This is a genomic window from Sphingobacterium ginsenosidimutans (genome assembly GCF_039536865.1).
Taxonomy (GTDB): Bacteria; Bacteroidota; Bacteroidia; order Sphingobacteriales; family Sphingobacteriaceae; genus Sphingobacterium; species Sphingobacterium detergens.
Genome location: NZ_BAAAZK010000002.1, coordinates 1,938,105 through 1,958,974 on the forward strand (window position 1 = coordinate 1,938,105; position 20,870 = coordinate 1,958,974).

The window sequence follows — 20,870 nt, forward strand, 5'->3', positions numbered from 1 at the left end:
GTACAAAAAGTAAAAGCTCTTCTTGGCGAATCCCTTGGGTCTAGCATATAAAAAAATGACTTCGCGGGGTAAAACAAGATGAAAGAAAAAGGGGGCAGTCCATCTTGAACGCCCCCTTCTCTTGATATTTTTATACTTAGCTACTGAAGTATGCACGTACATTTTTACCTTCAATCCAGTTCATATAGGCTTTATTAACAACCTTATTACCACCTGGGGTAGGGTAATCACCAGAGAAATACCAATCTCCGGTATGTGCCGGACATGCTTTATGCAGATTATCCAAGGTCTGATACACCACCTCAAGCTCGGCTTTCAAATGGTGTGGTCTGACGATACGGCCAATTTCTTCGGAAATCTCTTCATCTGTAAATGGCGCATAAATGGCTTTCACATAGTTTTCGATTTCATTGACATCCTGTGTCATCGACAACAGACATTTTTGATACACTTCATCAATAATATGTGCCATACCACGTTGTTTCAACAGGTTGATTGCCGCCTCGAATGCAACGAATTCACCCATACGTGACATATCAATACCATAACAATCCGGGTAACGAATCTGAGGTGCTGAGGAAACGATCACAATTTTCTTCGGATTCAAACGATCCAAGATCGTCAGGATGCTTTGTTTCAAGGTCGTTCCACGGACAATGGAGTCATCAATTGCAACGATGGTATCTTCATGATCTTTAACAATGCCATAAGTCGTATCATACACATGTTGTACCATATCTGTACGGTCCGCATCCTGTGTAATGAAGGTACGCAATTTAGCATCCTTTACATTCAGTTTTTCAAAACGGGGTTTGATGCTCAAGATCTCATCCAACTCCTCATCAGAAATTTTATCGGCACGTTTTAATAAGGTCTCTTTTTGGAAATCCCTAACGTAGGTATTGATACCATCCATCAACCCGTAGTATGATACTTCGGCCGTATTGGGGATAAAAGAGAAGACGGTATTCTTAATATTACTTTTGACAGATTCCAGTACCTGGGGCACTAATAATCTACCCAATTCTTTACGCTCTTTATAGATATCAGCATCTGACCCACGAGAGAAATAGATACGTTCAAAAGAACAAGAACGTTGTTCAACAGGTTGTCTAAACATTTCCTGTGACACAGTACCATCTTTTTTAGCGATCAAGGCATGGCCAGGTTTAATTTCTTTCACGGCACCGATAGGCACATTGAATGCAGTCTGGATAACTGGTCTTTCGGAAGCTACAACTAAGATTTCTTCGTCTTGATAGTAGAATGCCGGACGGATACCCGCAGGATCACGCATCACGAAAGCATCGCCATGACCAAAGATACCAGCGATGGTATAACCACCATCCCAAGTCTTTGCTGAACGCTTTAGGATCTTGGAGACATCGATATTTTTGGCGATCAATGAACTGATCTCGACATTGGAATACCCTTCTTTTTTGAATTGATCAAAAAGCTCCTGGTTTTCATCATCTAAGAAATGTCCAATTTTTTCCAAAACGGTTACGGTATCCGCTTTTTCTTTTGGATGTTGTCCCAACTCATACAATTGTTGCAAAAGTTCATCAACATTGGTCATGTTGAAGTTACCCGCAACAACAAGATTGCGTGACATCCAGTTGTTTTGTCTTAAAAATGGGTGACAGCTTTCGATACTGTTCTTTCCATGCGTTCCATAGCGCAAATGTCCTAAAAGTACTTCTCCAGTAAAACTGACATTATCTTTTAACCATTGGGTATCCTTTGACTCATCTGGAAATGCCTTCTGAACAGAAGCAAATTTTTTCTGTACATATTCGAATATGTCTGCCACAGCAGTTGAGCCCATAGCTCTGTAACGCGAAATGTAACGATTTCCAGGTTTAACATCAAATTTAATGGTTGCAATTCCAGCCCCGTCTTGTCCACGGTTGTGCTGTTTTTCCATTAATAGGTACAATTTGTTGATGCCATAGAATGGCGTACCATATTTTTCCTGATAATAAGATAAGGGTTTTAACAGGCGAATTAGTGCGATTCCGCACTCGTGTTTAATAGCGTCGCTCATATCTTGATTTGATGACGCAAAAGTAAGAATTATTTAGCACTTACCGATCCCTCCTCACACTTTTTCCGCAATAAAATTACAGTGAATAGACAGTGTCTCTTTGTGATAGGTTTCAAAGCCTTATTGTGCGATAAAAACCGGAACTTTTACAGCATGACGCAACTTGTTTACCGTCTCTCCAAACACAAAGTCTTTGACTCCGGTATGACCGTGACTCCCCACGACCAAAAGGTCTGCATGATATTTTTCGCAGACTTCGGCAATGCTCTTGATCCGATTATTGTAGCCAAGTTCATATTCCGTTTGATGTCCTTTGGACAATAAAAAGTCTGCATATAGCTTTAAGCGTTCCAAATCCTGTCGTGACTCAAAATCATCAGTAGATTCGCCTGTATATTTAACGGAAGCACTTTCGACAATGTGGACAACGACAAAGCTGGTATCGGCATGTGACAACTGCAAGGCATATTGTATTACTTTCTGATCTGAATTTGAAAAATCCAAGGCAATCACCACCTTCTTGAAAGATCCGCTGTCCTCAAAATGCAAGGCTTCAAATGGTGGGTGTATCTCCAACTCGATTGGTTTTGATTTGCGCATAATAGGGATTAAGACCGTCATGATCAGCAGAAAGAGCAGACCAACGGCTCCCAGGATAAGTAACACTGTGACCACAAGATTGTTTGCTTCGGTAATCCATCCAGTGACCTCGTCATAAACCAATTTAAAATTCAGTACCGCTATAACAGCAGCAATCAACCAGGCAAAAGCCTTGGTCAATGGTTTGATTGCAAAGATGCCCATCTTGGCCTTGTCGCTGACAAAGTGAATCAACGGTATGACAGCAAAAGCCAGCTGCATACTCAAGATCACCTGACTAAAGATCAACAGCTGCCCTACGCGACCTTCGCCGGAAATCAGGATCACCAATACGGCCGGTATAATCGCCAAAAGTCGTGTGATAATCCGACGCAGCGTTGGACTGATGCGCAACCTTAAGTAACCCTCCATTACAATCTGTCCGGCCAGGGTTCCCGTGACTGTTGAACTTTGGCCCGCCAAAATCAATGCCACAGCAAATAGCTTCGAGGCCCATTCTGTACCAAGTAAATTGCCCAATAAATGATAGGCATCTTCCAGTTCGGCTACATCATGCATACCATTTTTATGAAATACGGATGCCGCGAGAATCAATATTGCCGCATTGACCAAGAATGCCAAGTTCAATGCGATGGCACTGTCCCAAAAATTATATTTTAATGATTTTCGTATGGAGACTTCATTTCGGTCAATCTTTCGGGTCTGCACCAGGGCGGAATGTAGATAAAGGTTGTGTGGCATGACGGTAGCACCGATAATACCAATTGCTATATAGAGCGCAGCACTATTGGGAATACTGGGAATAAAGCCTGTGGCTACTTCAGAGAAATCAGGCTTAGCCAAAAACATTTCCACCATAAAACACATGCCGATCATAGAAATTAAACCGATGATAAAGAGTTCCATTTTGCGCATACCTAACTTCTGTAAGTAGAGTAACAGGAAGGTGTCGGCAAAACTGATCAGTACCCCCCAAAGCAGATCAATACCGAACAACAGGTTGAGGCCAATGGCCATACCCAATACTTCGGCCAGATCACAGGCAGCAATCGCAATCTCGGCTAGGACATACAGCACAAAATTCATCCGCTTGGGGTAAGTCTCGCGGTTACATTGCGCCAGATCCTTCCCTCTCACGATACCCAAACGTGCACAAAGGTTTTGCAGCAACAGCGCCATAATATTGCTCATCAGCAAGACCCAGATCAGCGCATAGCCAAACTGACTTCCCCCTGCGAGGTCCGTCGCCCAGTTGCCCGGATCCATATACCCCACACTGATCAGGTAGGCTGGGCCGAAAAAACTGAGTACTTTTTTGAATTTGGATTTTCCTTGATTGACATCCACACTTTCATGGATATCGGATAATGATTTATGATGGGAGTCGTCGTGATGCATAGTTTACATGAGGACAATATCTTTTATTGCTAGGGCTAAAGATAAAAAGCTTTACATTACTAGACAATTAAACAGCCATATAATTAGAATTTAAATGAAAGTTGCCCAGAATTTTCTTTCGACTGATTGCCAAATTTGACAAAATCAACGGGTTCATACTGTCCCATGTCCGGATTAAAGCGGCGGATATGCACACCGCTACACATAAAACTCAGATCAACCGAGCGCAATAGTTTTTTTGCGAAATCGAGCCGTTCCGGTTCCAATCTACGTCCAATAGAAATATGCGGTTCATCACTGATCTCGATCAGATCAAAGGAGTTGAGGGTGTGTACGACCTTTCGGGACCGATCCTTTAGGTAACTTCGGGCATGTACTGTGGGCGCAATATAAAAAGCTCCCCCAGCGAAGGAGGAAAAATGATCAAAATAAACATACTGACTACGTTCATAGAGCATTGTTTGTTGCAAAGCCGCAATGGCCTGAGCCAGTGTATCCTCATTTCCGGCAAAAGCACAGATGGTCACATGGGCTTTGGAATTGCAGCTGTGGTACCAGCCTTTGTCCTTATCTGGAAATTCTTCGGCCAAGGCGGCTCTCAACTGCTGTTTTAAACCGTCCACCAATACTAAACCCGCTTCATCAGGCTGAAAAACAAACGAATACTTATTGACACTACCCTCCATAACAAAAAATCACCTTTTGATCAGTAGGTAAGATACCAAATACGATGGAGATAACAAAACGATACTACCATCCTATTCCATAGTCCTCCCCATTGTTGCTGCTACCGCCCCAGAGTGTACCATGCTGCTGGTCGAAATAGATCGCATTGATCGGACCACTATTTCGTTCACCGAACTGTATGCTATAGCCCATTGTCTTAAGTTTTTCGACAACTTCCTTCGGCGTGCGTTTGTCCAGTAATAAGCTTCCGGCACGAGGTTTTCGGTCGTCTATTTTGGTGCCACCCAAAGATAGCCACAGTTGATTACTATTGATATTCGGGGCCTCACTTGCTTGCTGTGGTGTCATGCCGAACTCCACAGTATTCAGAAAGAATTGCAGCAAATTTTGATCCTGTGTGTCACCACCCTGTACCGCAAAAGATAGATATGGTTTTCCCTCTTTTAATGCTAGCGCAGGTGTAAGCGTTACACGTGGCCGTTTGCCCGGTGCCACGACATTAAAGGGATTGATCAGCGAGTCGAGGACAAAACTTTGTAAGCGTTGGCTCATACCCACCCCCGTGTTTCCGGCGATACAGGCCGGTAGCCAGCCTCCACTCGGCGTGATCGAAACAACCCAGCCTTCGGCATCTGCCGCTTCCACACTGGTCGTTCCACGCAATAACCTATCCATATAGACACTATCTGTTGCCAGCGAGGCCCAAAGGGCTGTATCCGGCAGGGATAACAAGGATGATGTTGAATTCGCATCGTGCTTGGGAACAAAATCTTTTTTTGACTCCGTATCCGGAGTGAATTGTTTGCTACGTTGTTGAAGTAGCTTGGCAAAAGGATTCTTCTTTCCTTCATAAGGATAAGGATCACCCGGAAGGACCTGTGGATTGTTCTGCTTTGGATCAATCGTAGCGGCCCGTGCCTTGGCATAAGACTCACTTAATAAACCCTGAATAGGTGCTTTAGGTTTGAAATAGGGATCCCCATAATAAAAATCCCGGTCTGCAAAGGCCAGATTCATGACCTGATATATTGTATGTATATAGGGCGCTGAGTTATAGCCCATGCCTTTTAGATCAAAATTTTTCAGCAGCTGCAAGCTCTGCAGCATAGCTGGTCCCTGCGTCCACTCCTGTAATTTATAGACGTCTATACCTTTATAATTGATATGTAAAGGTTCTTCTTCAATGGGTTTCCAGTTGGCGAGGTCTTCTTTGGTAATCAAGCCCCCCTGCTCTTTACTGCCACGGACAAATTCATCCGCAATATCTCCTTTATAAAAGCGGTCGTAGGCAGCCATGATGGCTGCTTTTCGGTCTTTACCGGCTGCAAGGGCTTTCTTTTCCGCTTCAACAAGCTTGGTTAATGTCTGAAGTAGATCCTGCTGTACAAAGAGCTCGCCGGCTTCGGGCGCTTCCCTCTCTTTTCCTTGATGGACCAGGAAGACCTTTTTGCTGTATGGCCATTCTTTGATACGCTCTTTACCACGTTCGATACTATTAGCGGTCTGTGCATCGATGGGATAACCGGCCGCCATTTCTAGCGCTGGTGCTAGTACTTCGGCCAGGCTCTTGGTGCCATATTGAGCCAGCATGTAACATAATCCCCCCGGTGTGCCAGGTGTAACCGCGGCAAGAGGACCGTATTCTGGTGGAAATTCATAGCCCTTTGCCCGAAAGAAATCAACCGTTGCCCCTGTCGGCGCAACACCGAGGGCATTGATAGCAATTACCTTTTTTAGTTTTGGATGATAGATCAGCGCCTGGGTCTCTCCACCCCAGCTAAGCACATCCCACATGGTACAAGTCGCCGCAAGCATTGCACAAGCGGCATCTATAGCATTACCCCCTTGGTGGAACAACTGGGCACCAGCAGTTGCCGCCAAAGGCTTACCTGTAATCGCCATCCAGTGTTTACCATGCAATGGCGGCTTCTCGGTACGTTGTATCTGTCCCTGAACTGGCGCAAATGCTGTTATCATTCCAGCAAAAGCAATAAATAGCGCATATCTTCTTTTCATCTGAGTTATTCTTTTTTGTCCAAAGTCCGCCTCTTTGGTCTCCTCCCCTATTGAAACAGGGATACCAAACCGGATTTGTGCCTCGCAGCACATGTAATAGTTATTGAAGACAAGATAGGAATTTTTTAAAAATCATCTGGCTATTGATGTAAACCATCTGGATAAAACGGTAGCCAAATTTTTTAAAAACAAAGAGCCCATCTCAACTGCGGTTGAGATGGGCTCTCTATATCGTCTTTTTGATAATGGGATTACCAATAGATGGAATACAATGCTGTCACCAATAAGGCAACAATCAATGCGCCTATCAAAAATGCTTTATGTGGTTTAAACATCGTTGTATCTACTTCCAGACCTGCAGGTACTACCCCACGTTTGTTGTCAATCAAACTGATAATGATCATACCGATGATACAGATCGCAAAGACAAAGCCCATCCGGTCCAAAAACGGAATTTCGTAAATCCCCGTTGTCGGATTTGGAATAGAGAAACCGGTAGAAGCCAAGAAAGAAAGATCTGCCCAATCCGGTAATTTTTTGAAAATAATGGATAAGATAAATCCACCGATCGTTGCAAATAATGCAGCATTTGATGTTGTCTTTTTCCAGAAAAATCCCAAGATGAACATGGCAAAAATACCCGGTGACACAAATCCAGTATACTCCTGGATGTATTGAAATCCACCTTTTTTGTCAATACCCAAATGTGGCGCGATAATCACGGCCAAAATCATGGCAACAACAACGGTTAATTTACCAATATTGACCAACTTCTTATCAGAAGCTTCGGTATTAAATACCTTTTTATAAATATCCAATGAAAAGATCGTGGCAATACTATTTGCTTTACCCGCCAATGAGGCAACTACCGCAGCTGTCAAAGCCGCAAATGAAAGCCCTTTTAGACCCGCAGGCAACAGATTCAATAAGACTGGATAAGCATGATCTGGATTTACTTCACCATGTTGCATCATTTCATTTTGAAATAAGCCATCTTTCCACATAACATACGCGGCAATACCCGGTAATACCACGATAATCGGCATCAACAACTTCAAGAATGCAGCAAACAAAATCCCGTTACGCGCAGTCTTCAAATCGGCTCCCAACGCACGCTGCGTGATGTACTGATTACAACCCCAATAGTTCAGATTCACAATCCACATACCACCGATCAGAACTGTCAGTCCCGGTAAATCCAGGTAGTTCTCGTTTTTACGTTCCAGGATCATGTGGAAGTGGTCAGACGCTTTTTCGGTCATCAGTTGGTAGCCCTGCAAGATACCAGAACCACCATAATGTTCTGAAACAAGGTTTAATGCCAAATAGGTTGTTGCCAACCCCCCCAACACCAAAAAGAATACTTGAATAATATCTGTGTATCCGATCACCTTCATACCGCCCAAGGTGATGATAACGGCAAAAATGGCTATAGCATACATACAGGCTTCCAGGCTTATACCAGAGATACTGCTCACCGCAATTGCTCCTAGGTAGAGAATAGAAGTCAGGTTGACCACCACATATAGTAGTAACCAAAAGACAGCCATAATCATGGCAACAGTGCCGTTATAACGTTTGTGCAGAAATTGCGGCATCGTAAAGATCTTATTCTTGAGGTATACCGGAATAAAAAACACCGCCACAACAATCAGGGTAATTGCCGCCATCCACTCGTAAGTCGCAATGGCAAGTCCCATCTTGAAGCCCGAGCCACTCATACCGATAAATTGTTCCGCAGAAATATTGGATGCAATCAGGGAGGCTCCAATCGCCCACCAAGTCAGCGATCCTTCGGCAAGAAAATAATCCTTGGAGCCTACAGATTCAGACTTTTTGCGATAATACACCCATAATCCATAACCTGCGACAATGACAAAGTATATCAGGAAAACGATGTAATCTTTTGTACTTAAATAATTATTCATGTATTGGTAATTGGTTTAATTTGATCGTCTAATATAGAAATATTTTGAATAACTATATATACCTGTTGATCAAATTTTCTAAATACTCCTGTCTTCCACTGATCGTTTGAGGCTCACCAAATTCTACCGCTAAATCTCTTAAAGACTCCAACGTCAGGGCACCTTGCTCAAAAGAGGCACCGTTGCCACGATCGAAGGATGCATAGCGGTCTGTTCTTATTTTGCGGTATTCACCGTCTTCCAAGATGCGTTCAGCCGTAAGCAAAGCCCGTGCGAAAAGATCCATCCCACCGATATGTGCGTAGAATAAATCTTGAGGATCAGTCGAGTTGCGACGGATTTTGGCATCAAAATTAACACCACCGCCCTGGAAGCCGCCACCCTCTAAAATGATCAACATAGACTCGGTCAGTTCATTGATATCATTAGGAAACTGATCTGTATCCCAGCCATTTTGATAATCACCACGATTGGCGTCAATGGATCCCAGTTTTCCGGCATCAATAGCAACCTGCAATTCATGTTGGAAGGTATGCCCCGCCAAAGTTGCATGGTTTACCTCAAGATTGAGTTTGAAATCGTCCAATAGGTCGTACTGTCTCAAAAAGCCCAATACAGTGGCGGCATCATAATCGTATTGATGTTTAGTCGGTTCACATGGTTTTGGCTCGATAAAGAATGTCCCTTTGAAACCATTTTTACGGGCGTAATCTTTAGCCAGGTGTAAAAACTGTGCAAGATGTTCCTGCTCCCGTTTCATATTCGTATTTAACAAGCTCATGTAACCTTCCCGTCCGCCCCAGAACACATAGTTTTCACCGCCAAGTGCAATGGTGGCATCCAATGCGGCTTTTACCTGTGCAGCGCCATGCGTCAATACCTGAAAATCCGGATTGGTCGCTGCTCCATTCATATAACGTCTGTGGCTAAAGAGATTGGCTGTACCCCAAAGAAGCTTGACACCGCTCGCCTGCTGTTTTTCTTTAGCGTAGTCTACGATCGTTGCCAGTCTTTTTTCGTTTTCCAGCACATTATCCGTGTAATCCACCAAGTCTACATCATGAAAACAGTAATATGGAATATTCATTTTGCTGATAAATTCAAAAGCAGCATCCATCTTATCTTTTGCACGTGTAATCGGGTCATTACTTTCATCCCAGGGGAATCTGTGGGTAGGCCCGCCGAACGGATCAGATCCATCACCATTGAAAGAATGCCAATAGGAACAGGCAAACTTAAAATATTCCTCCATGGTCTTACCCGCAACAACCTGTTTGGGATTGTAATAACGAAAAGCAAATGGATTTTTGCTTTCCTGTCCTTCAAATTCGATCTGTCCAATCCCTTTGAAAAACTCCTTTTGTTCTTTGATCATGTTCATTTTATTTAGTATTTATTTTTGTTTCTAAAATTTCTCTCCACTGTTGATAATTTTCTTCATACTGATCAACCCCCTTAGGTTCCACGGTATATACCGGTTTTAAGCTCTCGAAAGCCTCTACGAAACTGGTATAATAGCCACTACCGATTCCTGCACCTATAGCAGCGCCCACACTGCCATCATGATCGTAAACTTCCACAGGAACATTAGTCGCACCCACAAACGAGTCACGAAATACAGGACTCAAAAATAGATTGGCATTGCCTGCACGGATCATTTGTGGATATAATCCATTTTCGCGCATAATATCCAGTCCATAGCGAAAGGCAAAAGCTATTCCTTCCTGAATCGCTCGCAGGATATCAGCAGATTCATGTCTATTGAGGTCGATTGACGTTATCGATGCCCCCACCAATTGATTATTCAACATACGCTCCGCACCATTTCCAAAAGGGATAACCTGTAAACCTTTACTACCGATGGGCGAAGTCGCGGCCATACTATTTATCTGATCGTACGACAAATCCTTTCCCAGAAGCTTCCGACCCCAACTGTTCATAATACCAGTACCGTTAATGCAGAGCAATACACCCGTCCGGATCTCATCCGGCCCATAGTTGACATGGGCGAATGTATTGACACGAGACTCACGATCCGCTATCAACTGGTCACTCACTCCATAGATAACACCCGAAGTACCCGCCGTGGCAGCGACTTCACCCGGTTGAAGTACGTTCAGGGAAAGCGCATTATTCGGCTGATCTCCAGCCTTATAGTTGATTGTTACTTTCGGTGATAGCCCCAATTCATCAGCTACAGCTGGCTTAATCTGACCGTGCTCAGCAAAAACGGGCAATATGGACGGTATTAAATCGGCATCGAAACCATAATAGTCCATCAGTGCCGTAGACAGTTCATTGCGCTGAAAATCCCAGAATACCCCCTCCGATAAAGCCGAGATAGATGTACTGATGGTTCCTGAAAGTTTCATGGCTATAAAATCCCCGGGAAGCATGATCTTATCGATTTTCTGATAGATTTCCGGTTCATTGGCTTTGACCCACGCCAATTTGGAAGCGGTAAAATTGCCCGGTGAATTGAGGTGATGTTTTAAATTGAATTCCTTTCCAATCTCCTCAAAAGCTTTGTTTCCCAATGCGACAGCCCGGCTATCACACCAAATAATCGCATTGCGCAACACCTGTTGCTCCTGATCGACAACAACAAGCCCGTGCATCTGATAGGCTATACCGATTGCCTTAATCTGCTTGGGATCGTACAGCCCCGAAGCGTTTGCCTGGGATAAAGCCCATTTGAAATAGGTCCACCAGTCCTGGGGATCCTGCTCCGCCCAATTGGGCTGCGGCGAAATAATAAGAGCCTCTTCAGCTGGATATTGCGCCGAACAGACCTTACGTTGGGAGGATGCTTCAACAATGGAAACCTTTACCGAAGAAGTACCAATATCTATACCTAAAAAATACATATGAATTTCTGAAAACTGGTTATTAAAAACAATTGGCGGAAACAAAATTGCAACCGGTTGCATAAAAGTAGGATATGTTTCCGTATTTTCCAAAATATTCAATAAAATTATTTACTTTGGAGCGTGAATAAAAAAACAACGATTTATGATATTGCGCGGGCGCTTGGAATTACGGTTTCAACAGTTTCCCGTGCCTTGAATAATGTACCCACCATTAGTGAAGCTACGCGGCAGTTGGTCTTGGCGAAAGCAAAAGAGCTGAATTACAGTGTCAATAAAATCGCGTCTTCGCTCTCTTCGGGGCGCTCCAATACAATTGGTGTTATCGTACCTACAATGCAAATCCATTTTTTTGCCGAGGCTGTTCACAGTATTGAAAAAGAATTAAAGAAGCACAACTATAGCCTGCTGCTTTATCAATCGAACGAATCCTATTCGGATGAAGTAAATGGCGTCAAAACTTTGTTGGAAGCACAGGTGGATGGTATCATTGCCTCACTCTCCTTAGAAACGCAGCAAATAGCACATTTCCAGGAAGTCATCAAGCAAGGCAAAAGTCTGATCACCTTTGACCGTACCCACCAGGACATCGCAGCACCTGTAGTTAAATTGAATGATTTTGAGGCGGGCTATCTTGCAACCAAGCATCTAATCGAACAAGGGTATAAAAAAATTGGTTTTATCACCACAAACAAGGAAATCGCCATCTTCCAAGATCGCTTCAGTGGTTTTGAAGCCGCTCTAAAAGAGGCCGATCTTCCACAGTTAGATGATCTTATTGTCCGTGGAGAACTATCTATTGAAGCGGGGATAAAAGGTACGGAGCAGATCTTGCAATCTTCCATTCAACCGGATGCTATCATTGGTGGTGATGACTTTACAGCTGTTGGCATTATCCAGGCGCTTAAAGCAGCTGAGATTGCTATTCCAGCGACCGGTGTCATCGGTTTTGCAAATCAGACTTTCTCGTCATTTATTACGCCGACTTTATCGAGTATCGATCAACAGGCCAACAAGATGGGCGAAGAATGTGCTAAACTCTTTCTGAAGATGGTCAAACAAAAGGATCCTTATGAAGATATCGAACAAGTTGTACTCGATCCGATCCTAATAAAAAGGAAATCTACCTGTAGAATAGACAACTAATTGATATCATGATGAGGATATCCAAGAGTTTGTACCCGATCCGATCCTGATAAAAAGAAAATCTACCTGTAGAATAGACAAATAATTGATAACTTTGCCGAAATTTGAAATAAATGCAAGCCAGGCAGAAGTTTAGAATTTTAAGTATTTGCTTATTATTTGTTATCCAGGCACTCTTTCTAGTCGCCATTTTTGTTGAAAACACCAACTCATATATTGTACTGTCATTCATCGGATTACTTTCCTTATTCATCTTATATAGTTACCTCAAATCGCCGATACACCACCACATCCATGAATATGAGTCGATCAAAATTGCGGTTTGGGTGCCGATAGGCGCTATTGCGTCCTATTACTTCAATCAGGTTTTTGGTCTTGGCCCGGTCATGGGAGCCGCATTGACGGGTACATTGGCCTCGTTCATTCCCAATATCAATAAAGATTCCAGCTACTTTCCCCATCTTCCTGCTGCCATCTATTGTGGTGCTTTTGTGGGTATGTCAAGTTCACAGGTTGCTCATGGTTTTTCTTTTATATTGACAGCGAGTGTCTTTACCGCAGTCTTTCTCGTGATTTCAAAAAGCCTACTGAATGGTGTCGGTGGGAAATTGGGGACACTGGCTTTCCTCGGTGTTTCGTTGACCTATTTACTACTTTATCTTTTCAAATAACATGGAAACATTCATTTTATATCTTGTCGGAATTATCGGGAGCACAGCGACATATTATGTAAACACAAAATACAGACAGGGCGCAGTACGTTCCTCCGCACTGCTAACATTGATCGTATCCGGTTTCCTCTATTTCTTTCCCCATCTACTCTCCACTTATCTCACACAATATATTCCAGCCGTATTTATCGGTGCTTCTTTTATCGGTATGGTATCCAAAACGCAGCTGTCCACCTATTTTGGGCTTTCCTTGGCAGGTGTTATATTTACCACCATCCTACTCAACACCAGTAAGTTTTTCAATGGCTATGGTGGCGCATTGGGGACATCGGCCTGTATATCCTTGCTCGTCATATTAAGTATCCCCTATTTCAAATCACCAAGGAAAATGACAGTTGGCTTGCTCCTGTTGAGGAAAACAATCTTGAAAAAAGGACGTAAAGCATCCCGCAGAAGTGTAGATTTGTCTAAATAATATCCGTAGATTTACCCTAATAACGCGAATGAATTTGCTACAGTAATACAATTGAATCTAGCGTAAATTGATCTACTGCAATTATATGACTGAATTTAATGTACATGGATTTACGGCGAGAATAAGAACAGATCTAACGCAATAATACAACTGAATTTAACATAATTATGCAGCTAAATTCACTACAATAACTCGTATAACCACATGAAACCACTATTTCTTCTCTTTTTCATTCAGGTCTTTCTTGTCGAAAGTCTATCTGCACAAAAAAACACAATTCAACTCTTGAATCAAGAACGCAAGAGCAGTTATCGAGGACTAAGTGTTGTCGATGATCAAACACTTTGGGTCAGCGGAAGCAACGGCACAGTAGGCTTGAGTACCGATGCTGGAAAAAATTGGCAGTGGGTCAATCCGATCGGTTATGAAAAGATTGACTTTAGGGATATCGAAGCTTTTGATGAAAATCAGGCCCTGATTATTTCAGCAGGTTCTCCAGCCTTAGTATTGCTTACAACTGATGCGGGCAGAAGCTGGAAAGAGGTTTTTAAAGATACACGACCCGAAATATTTTATGATGGTTTTGCCTTTACCCCAAAAGGTGTCGGTATAGCTTTTGGCGATGCCATCAATGGGAAGATGCCCTTATTAAAAACAGTAGACTTTGGACAGACCTGGACGGATATATCCTCCAATCTTAAGTTTACTATTGCCGAAGGAGAGGCTGGGTTTGCCGCCAGTGGTACATCTATCTTTGGTCTTGCAACCGGAGATTTCTGGATCGCAACCGGCGGAACGGTTTCTAATATTTACGCTAGCGGTGATCAGGGGGACACCTGGCAACGTTATAGCTGTCCAATTACACAAGGACAAAATAGCACTGGCCCTTTTTCCATTGCATTTAGTTCCCCTAAATCAGGGATCGTCGTTGGCGGCGATTACAGAAATGATAAAAACAAGGATAAAGCCTGTTTTTTGAGCAATGATGGCGGCAAAACCTGGCAGGCCTCAAGCCAACCCATATCGGGTTTTAAATCGGCTGTAGTCTATCTTTCGAACAAACAACTGATCTGCACCGGAACCTCGGGAACGGATCTGTCAGCGGATAAAGGAAAAACATGGTATACAATCTCTCAAGAAAGCTACAATGCGGTGCAGAAGGCTAAGAAAGGTAAAGCCGTCTTTTTGGCTGGAGATAAAGGAAAAATAGCAAGGTTGGTCCAATAGTCCAACCTTGCTATTTTAAACCCGCGAGCAGGCAAGTCTCAGATAGTATCTAAGAGCCCAAAGCCTTTTCAATTTATCCTGTCCGGCATATTGGGACTGAACTTCACCACAGGTGCCAATGGCTTTTTTGAATGACTCTTTATCACGATACCAACGCCTGACAAAGCTTTATTACCGCCAGTTGTGTAAGCAGCCTATTTGCGCGTCAGGCGCGACTCTTCTAAATCCAATGAATATTCCAAATCTTTGATGACATCACTGTCGTACTCTTTGCTTTCCTTCATCTTCGCTAATCCGTTGCGACGTACCACCAGAATTTCCAGCATAATTTTATTGTACAATCCCCTAACGGCTGATAGCTGTGCTCGGGTATCCTCTTCTTTGGCACGTTCAGATGCATTTATACTTCGGATGAGCTGTTCTTTTACCCGTGCAATTGTCTCGTACTCCATCATCTCCTTGGCATAGTGCTTATCGAGATAGGCAATAGAGTCTCTACCGAGCCTAACACGAATTTCATCAATCTGTTCTTCCATCGGCACATCTTCATCAACCTCCTCGATCTTGATCAATTTTATCAGCAGGGGCAGTGTAAGTCCCTGAAACACCAGAGTCACCAGAATAACGACAAAAGTGATAAACAAAATAAGATTACGATGCGGGAAAGCTGTTCCGTCATATAATGTCATCGGGATAGCCAAGGCTGAGGCAAGCGAAACGACACCCCGCATACCAGCCCAACCGACGATCAAAGGCAGTTTCCACCCCGGGCCTTTTTCTCTGACACGGACTCTTTTGAACAATAAGCGCGGAACATAAGCCGAAAGATAAACCGCGACCAAGCGCAATACAATAACAATAACACAGATGGCTAAAGAAAAATCAATTGCCTCTTCCATCGAGTACTCACCCAATCCATTGATGATCACCGGAAGCTCAAGCCCGATCAGGATAAAAACAAAGCCATTCAATAGAAAACCTATTGTTGCCCAGACCTCCTTGGTTTGGATACGTGTATGGTAATTGAGATAATCACCTGCCCGGAAAGAAAGAAATAAACCACCACTAACGACTGCCAAGACGCCCGACCATTCAAAATGTTCAGCAACAATATACATCAGGTAAGGAGCAATCAGTGTAATCGGGGTCGATATACTGGAGGATTTAGCGACATAACGCAAGAAAAAATATAAGATATGACCGATCACAAGCCCCACAACAACGCCCATGACTGACAGGACTAGAAATTGTGTTGTTGCCGTCCCCATGGCAAATTGCCCTGTTAGGATAGCGATGGAAGCAAATCGAAATACGGTCAAAGAAGCCGCATCGTTAACCAAACTCTCCCCCTCCAGGATAGCAATACCCCGTTTGGGTATACTGACGCCTTTTAATACTGAACTTGCGGCGACCGCATCCGGTGGCGAAATAATACCACCCAGCAGAAAACCTAAAGCCAGGGTAAAGCCCGGAATAATACTGACTGAAAAATAAGCGATTGCCAAGGATGTGAAAAAGACCAGACCAAAACCCATAATAAAAATGGATCGACGCCATTTCAGAAAATTATTCCAGTTGGTATACCAGGCTGCTTCAAATAACAAGGGTGGCAAAAATACCAAAAAGACAATATCTGGATCTATACTTATCACGGGTGCTCCAGGAATAAGAGAAATCCCTAAGCCCCCAATAACCAATAAAATGGGATAGGATATCTTTAAGCGCTGGCTGAGTACAAACAGCATCGCCATAAAGAAAAACAGCACCATTACCAGGAGTACATTATTATGTACTTCATGACCAAGCTTCCCGCTGATAGCGGATTTAACGTCAGCATAAGGTGCAAGCATAGACAGATTATATTGTTGGATTTTCCAGTCATTGTCTATTTTGCTCAATACACCGGTACCCCTAAAGTACTTCGTGTTTATCTTAAAGGTTTCGTCAAACCAAGCCGTTGTACTGTCTGTATTAAAATGGACAGATCTGTTTTGGTAAGTATAGTTCCAGGCATACTTAGGGTTAAAATACTGTTCAGAGAATTTATCGCTATGGTTTTTATCCCAACGTTCCTCCCGATCAGCACCCAATATTACCGCATCTGCCGCAAGTGAATTGATAAAGGGGCCAAACTTCACCTCGCCTGAAGATTTATGCCAGGTATCTAATGTCTTATTGATTGCATCAATGGGTTCCTGGGCCATCAGGGGAACCGTAAATAAAAATAGACTCAAAAAACAATAAATCGCTATAAAGGTCTTTTTAATCATAAATTATGAAAACGTGTTTTTATTTTGTGGAAATATCTTTCCATGTAGATCATAAAACAAAAAGCTGCGGATGCAGCTTTTTGTTTTTATTTAATTATTTCTTCGATCTCGCGAATGATTTTTTGCGCAATCTGCTCAGCGGCTTCCGGTGTTGGTCCTTCAGAGTAGATCCGAATGATTGGCTCCGTATTGGATTTACGCAAATGCACCCATTCGTTTTCAAAGTCTATTTTCAGACCGTCGATGGTACTGTGTTCTTCATTTTTATATTTCTCCTCCATTTTTGCCAAAAGATTGTCGATATCCAGTTCCGGAGTCAGCGTAATCTTATTTTTGGACATGAAATATTGCGGTAGTGAAGCACGGTATTCAGAAGCTTTCTTACCCAGCTTAGCCAAATGTGTCAGAAAAATAGCTACACCTACCAAAGCGTCACGACCATAGTGTGAGGCTGGATAGATTACCCCACCATTACCTTCGCCACCGATCACAGCATCAACTTCTTTCATTTTAGTAACCACATTGACCTCACCAACAGCAGCAGCATAATATTCACCACCATGTGCTTTGGTTACATCGCGCAATGCACGTGTAGAGGATAAGTTGGAAACCGTATTACCTTTTTTATGTTGTAAGAGATAATCTGCAACTGCAACAAGTGTATATTCCTCACCAAATAGCTCACCATCTTCCATCATAAAGACCAAACGGTCTACATCTGGATCAACGGCAATGCCCAAATCAGCTTTATTTTCGATTACAGCAGCAGATAAATCTGTCAAATTTTCTTTTAAAGGTTCTGGATTATGCGGAAAATTACCATTAGGCTCACAGTGAATTTTATAAATTGTATGTACACCCAAAGCATCCAACAAGGCCGGGATAAATGTACCACCCGTACTATTCACCGCATCCAAAGCAACTTTAAAGTTCGCCGCTTTGATCGCTTCCTTATCCACATATTCCAATGCCAATACAGCATCAACATGTTTTTGTAGATAAGAATAATCTTTGTGTACTGAACCGAGTTCTTCCACAGCAGAAAAATCAAAATCCAGGGATTCTCCGAGGGCTAATACTTCCTGACCTTCCGCATCAGATATAAATTCGCCTTTCGCATTTAACAGTTTAAGCGCATTCCATTGTCCTGGGTTATGCGACGCTGTCAGGATAATACCACCTGCTGCTTTTTCCAGGGGAACAGCAATCTCTACTGTTGGTGTTGTCGATAATCCCAAATCAATCACATCAACACCGATACTTTGCAGGGTTCCGATAACCAGGTTGCTGACCATTTCGCCAGAAACACGAGCATCTCTTCCAACCACAATTTTCTTTATTCCGCTTTGCTTTACGATGATAGTTCCGTAAGCAGCTGTAAATTTAACAATATCTATCGGCGTAAGTCCTTCTCCTGCACGACCGCCTATCGTACCTCGTATTCCTGAGATTGATTTAATTAAAGTCATTTCCTTTGAATTGATTAACGTGTAAATTTAGCATTATGGCAATAAAATATCGAATTAAAATTATAATTATTGAATATTTAACGTATCTTTGTTGCAACAAAGTTGTTTTTAAAAGAAACAATCGTTTGCAATGAAATTATTTTTACTTTTGAAAAGCGAGTTTTTAAAAGTTTGGGAATTTTATTGTAATCAACAAGATTTATGATTCAACAATTAGTACACATCGACCAAGAAATTTTTCTTGCCATCAATCAAGGTTTAAGTAACCCTGTATTTGATTGGCTGTTGCCTATACTGCGTAATCCATACACCTGGGCTCCATTGTATCTATTTCTGGTTATTTTTTTCATTAAAACCTATGGAAAAACAGGCATACTGATTGTGGCGATGACATTGGTTACTTTTGGTATTTCCGATGGTATCTCATCTCATTTGATCAAAAAGACCGTCAAAAGAATCAGGCCCTGCAATGATGTGGAGTTTAAGGAAAATGTCAATATCCGGGTACGATGTGGCTCTGGATTTAGCTTTACTTCCTCTCATGCGGCCAATCACTTTTCCTTGGCTTTCTTCTGGATTGTGCTATTCCGAAGAAGATGGAAATATGTACTTTGGTTATGTATCGCCTGGGCATTCCTGATTTCAGTCTCTCAAATCTATGTTGGTGTTCATTACCCGTTTGACATACTCTGTGGCTCCGCGCTGGGAATCCTAGTTGGGTTGGCTACAGGCTATCTGTTTAAGCGGTTCGTGCCTAGCTTTTTTAAAACTGAACAAGTATAATGAATTCAATTTTATTGATTTTAATTTTATTCGTACCTGCATTTGCAAGTGGTATCGCTGTCTTTTTTGTACAGAAAAAAGGGACAAATTTTCTAAAATTGATCCTTTCATTTAGTGGAGCCTATCTATTCTCCATTACTGTACTGCATTTGATTCCCCATGTTTATCAGTCGACAAACACCTCACCCGAAATATTGGGTATCTATGTACTTGGAGGCTTTCTGTTCCAGTTATTCCTTGAGCAATTTTCGCAGGGAATTGAGCACGGGCATATCCATGCCGAAAATGAGCATGGTCATCACAGCCATAGTTTTCCGATCGGTATCATGTTTAGTTTATGTCTACATGCTTTCCTGGAGGGAATGCCATTGGCGGCAACACATCAGACCGAACTTGCATTAGGGATTTCGATCCATCATATTCCAGCTGCATTTGCCCTAGGCAGCATCTTGATTAGTACACATCTGAAAAAAAATACGATTATCATCACACTGGCCCTATTCGCGGCTATGACTCCTTTCGGCTTTCTATTAAGTAAAGCGATTAGCGCCGGTGAGGTGGGGAATATTCAACAATATTTTGATAAAATCATGGCTGTGGTTATTGGTATATTTCTGCATATATCCACAACAATATTGTTCGAGTCCGGATCTATAGACCATCATAAATTCAACAAAAAGAAGATGATTGCAGTAATTGCCGGGGTGGCCATTGCATTGGCAAGTTTTGCTTTCGTCGGTGAACACGACCATGCACATGGGCATAATGGAGGCAATCAAGAACTGCATGATCATGATCATCATGACCACGACCACCATGACCATGCACATTAATTAGCCTCTTAGCTTGTCCAATAAAGCACTGAGCTGGATTGCTTCCTTTTCACTGATTCTATCGGATAAAATATCCGTCATCAGCATCGGCTCTTCGAGATTTTCAAGGATCTTCAGGCCTTTATCGGTGATAACCAGATCAACGGCGCGTTTGTCACCTCCCGATTGACAGCGGGAAACAAGTCCTTTCGTCACCATCCGATCCATCATACGGGAGATATCGGGTGTTGTACTTAGCATTCTTGATTTGATCAGGTTATTGGTTGCAGGTTTTGGATATTGGCCTCGGAGGATACGTAAGACATTAAATTGTTTCAAAGTGATCCCTTCTTTGGCTGCTCTTTGTTCAAGTTCATTATTCAGCCAATTGTACGTATATAGAATGTTTACGGTACAACGATGCCATTCATTACTGAATTTACTTACTTTGATTTCGTCCTCGATTTTCATTTT

The 20,870-nt window shown here is 42.6% G+C and carries 16 protein-coding genes; 6 read left to right on the forward strand and 10 right to left on the reverse strand.

The genetic code is table 11. The features are described 5' to 3' along the window. Positions 1-136: 136 nt before the first annotated feature. The 7 genes from ABFX33_RS07985 to ABFX33_RS08015 all read right to left on the reverse strand — a co-directional run bounded on the left by ABFX33_RS07985 (position 137) and on the right by ABFX33_RS08015 (position 11,543). The gene (locus ABFX33_RS07985) at positions 137-2,047 is read right to left on the reverse strand and encodes an amidophosphoribosyltransferase (protein WP_346085377.1); all 1,911 of its coding nucleotides are present in this window, start codon (positions 2,045-2,047) and stop codon (positions 137-139) included. A gap of 120 nt (positions 2,048-2,167) precedes the next feature. Further along, positions 2,168-4,045: an Nramp family divalent metal transporter gene (locus tag ABFX33_RS07990; protein ID WP_346085378.1), complete on the reverse strand. Its 1,878-nt coding sequence runs from the start codon at positions 4,043-4,045 to the stop codon at positions 2,168-2,170. A gap of 83 nt (positions 4,046-4,128) precedes the next feature. Then, complete coding sequence (locus tag ABFX33_RS07995; protein WP_346085380.1) at positions 4,129-4,731, reverse strand: 2'-5' RNA ligase family protein; 603 nt, start codon at positions 4,729-4,731, stop codon at positions 4,129-4,131. A 64-nt stretch (positions 4,732-4,795) separates the two neighbouring features. Beyond that, positions 4,796-6,748: a gamma-glutamyltransferase family protein gene (locus ABFX33_RS08000; protein WP_346085381.1), complete on the reverse strand. Its 1,953-nt coding sequence runs from the start codon at positions 6,746-6,748 to the stop codon at positions 4,796-4,798. Positions 6,749-6,999: 251 nt separating this feature from the next. Then, on the reverse strand, positions 7,000-8,676 hold the full coding sequence (locus tag ABFX33_RS08005) for a sodium/sugar symporter (protein WP_346085382.1): 1,677 nt from the start codon (positions 8,674-8,676) through the stop codon (positions 7,000-7,002). Between the two features lie 52 nt (positions 8,677-8,728). Further along, positions 8,729-10,057 (reverse strand): xylose isomerase, encoded by a 1,329-nt coding sequence (gene xylA / locus ABFX33_RS08010; RefSeq protein ID WP_346085384.1) that lies wholly within the window; start codon positions 10,055-10,057, stop codon positions 8,729-8,731. Position 10,058: 1 nt separating this feature from the next. After that, a complete protein-coding gene (locus ABFX33_RS08015) occupies positions 10,059-11,543 on the reverse strand; it encodes a xylulokinase (protein ID WP_346085471.1) in 1,485 nt (494 codons plus the stop codon). A 123-nt stretch (positions 11,544-11,666) separates the two neighbouring features. On the opposite strand from ABFX33_RS08015, the gene ABFX33_RS08020 reads away from it, so the two are divergent. The 4 genes from ABFX33_RS08020 (at position 11,667) to ABFX33_RS08035 (ending at position 15,062) form a co-directional block, all read left to right on the forward strand. Beyond that, positions 11,667-12,689, forward strand: coding sequence for a LacI family DNA-binding transcriptional regulator (locus tag ABFX33_RS08020; RefSeq protein WP_257087902.1), 1,023 nt, complete (start codon positions 11,667-11,669; stop codon positions 12,687-12,689). A gap of 113 nt (positions 12,690-12,802) precedes the next feature. Next, positions 12,803-13,360 carry a hypothetical protein gene (locus tag ABFX33_RS08025; protein WP_257087901.1) on the forward strand — a complete coding sequence of 186 codons (558 nt, stop codon included), beginning with the start codon at positions 12,803-12,805 and terminating at the stop codon, positions 13,358-13,360. Position 13,361: 1 nt separating this feature from the next. Further along, positions 13,362-13,835: a hypothetical protein gene (locus ABFX33_RS08030; protein WP_346085386.1), complete on the forward strand. Its 474-nt coding sequence runs from the start codon at positions 13,362-13,364 to the stop codon at positions 13,833-13,835. A gap of 204 nt (positions 13,836-14,039) precedes the next feature. Beyond that, on the forward strand, positions 14,040-15,062 hold the full coding sequence (locus ABFX33_RS08035) for a WD40/YVTN/BNR-like repeat-containing protein (RefSeq protein WP_346085388.1): 1,023 nt from the start codon (positions 14,040-14,042) through the stop codon (positions 15,060-15,062). A gap of 194 nt (positions 15,063-15,256) precedes the next feature. Here ABFX33_RS08035 and ABFX33_RS08040 read toward each other — a convergent pair whose 3' ends face one another. Both ABFX33_RS08040 and glmM read right to left on the reverse strand, forming a co-directional pair. Beyond that, on the reverse strand, positions 15,257-17,332 hold the full coding sequence (locus ABFX33_RS08040) for a Na+/H+ antiporter (protein WP_346085390.1): 2,076 nt from the start codon (positions 17,330-17,332) through the stop codon (positions 15,257-15,259). An 86-nt stretch (positions 17,333-17,418) separates the two neighbouring features. Next, positions 17,419-18,801: a phosphoglucosamine mutase gene (gene glmM / locus ABFX33_RS08045; RefSeq protein WP_120259089.1), complete on the reverse strand. Its 1,383-nt coding sequence runs from the start codon at positions 18,799-18,801 to the stop codon at positions 17,419-17,421. Positions 18,802-19,002: 201 nt separating this feature from the next. On the opposite strand from glmM, the gene ABFX33_RS08050 reads away from it, so the two are divergent. Together ABFX33_RS08050 and ABFX33_RS08055 are read left to right on the forward strand one after the other, a co-directional pair. Further along, positions 19,003-19,584, forward strand: coding sequence for a phosphatase PAP2 family protein (locus ABFX33_RS08050; RefSeq protein WP_120259090.1), 582 nt, complete (start codon positions 19,003-19,005; stop codon positions 19,582-19,584). Further along, on the forward strand, positions 19,584-20,417 hold the full coding sequence (locus ABFX33_RS08055) for a ZIP family metal transporter (RefSeq protein WP_346085391.1): 834 nt from the start codon (positions 19,584-19,586) through the stop codon (positions 20,415-20,417). Before ABFX33_RS08050 ends, ABFX33_RS08055 begins: the two co-directional genes overlap by 1 nt. Here ABFX33_RS08055 and ABFX33_RS08060 read toward each other — a convergent pair whose 3' ends face one another. Further along, positions 20,418-20,867 carry a MarR family winged helix-turn-helix transcriptional regulator gene (locus tag ABFX33_RS08060; protein WP_346085393.1) on the reverse strand — a complete coding sequence of 150 codons (450 nt, stop codon included), beginning with the start codon at positions 20,865-20,867 and terminating at the stop codon, positions 20,418-20,420. It lies immediately after the preceding gene. Positions 20,868-20,870: the final 3 nt, after the last annotated feature.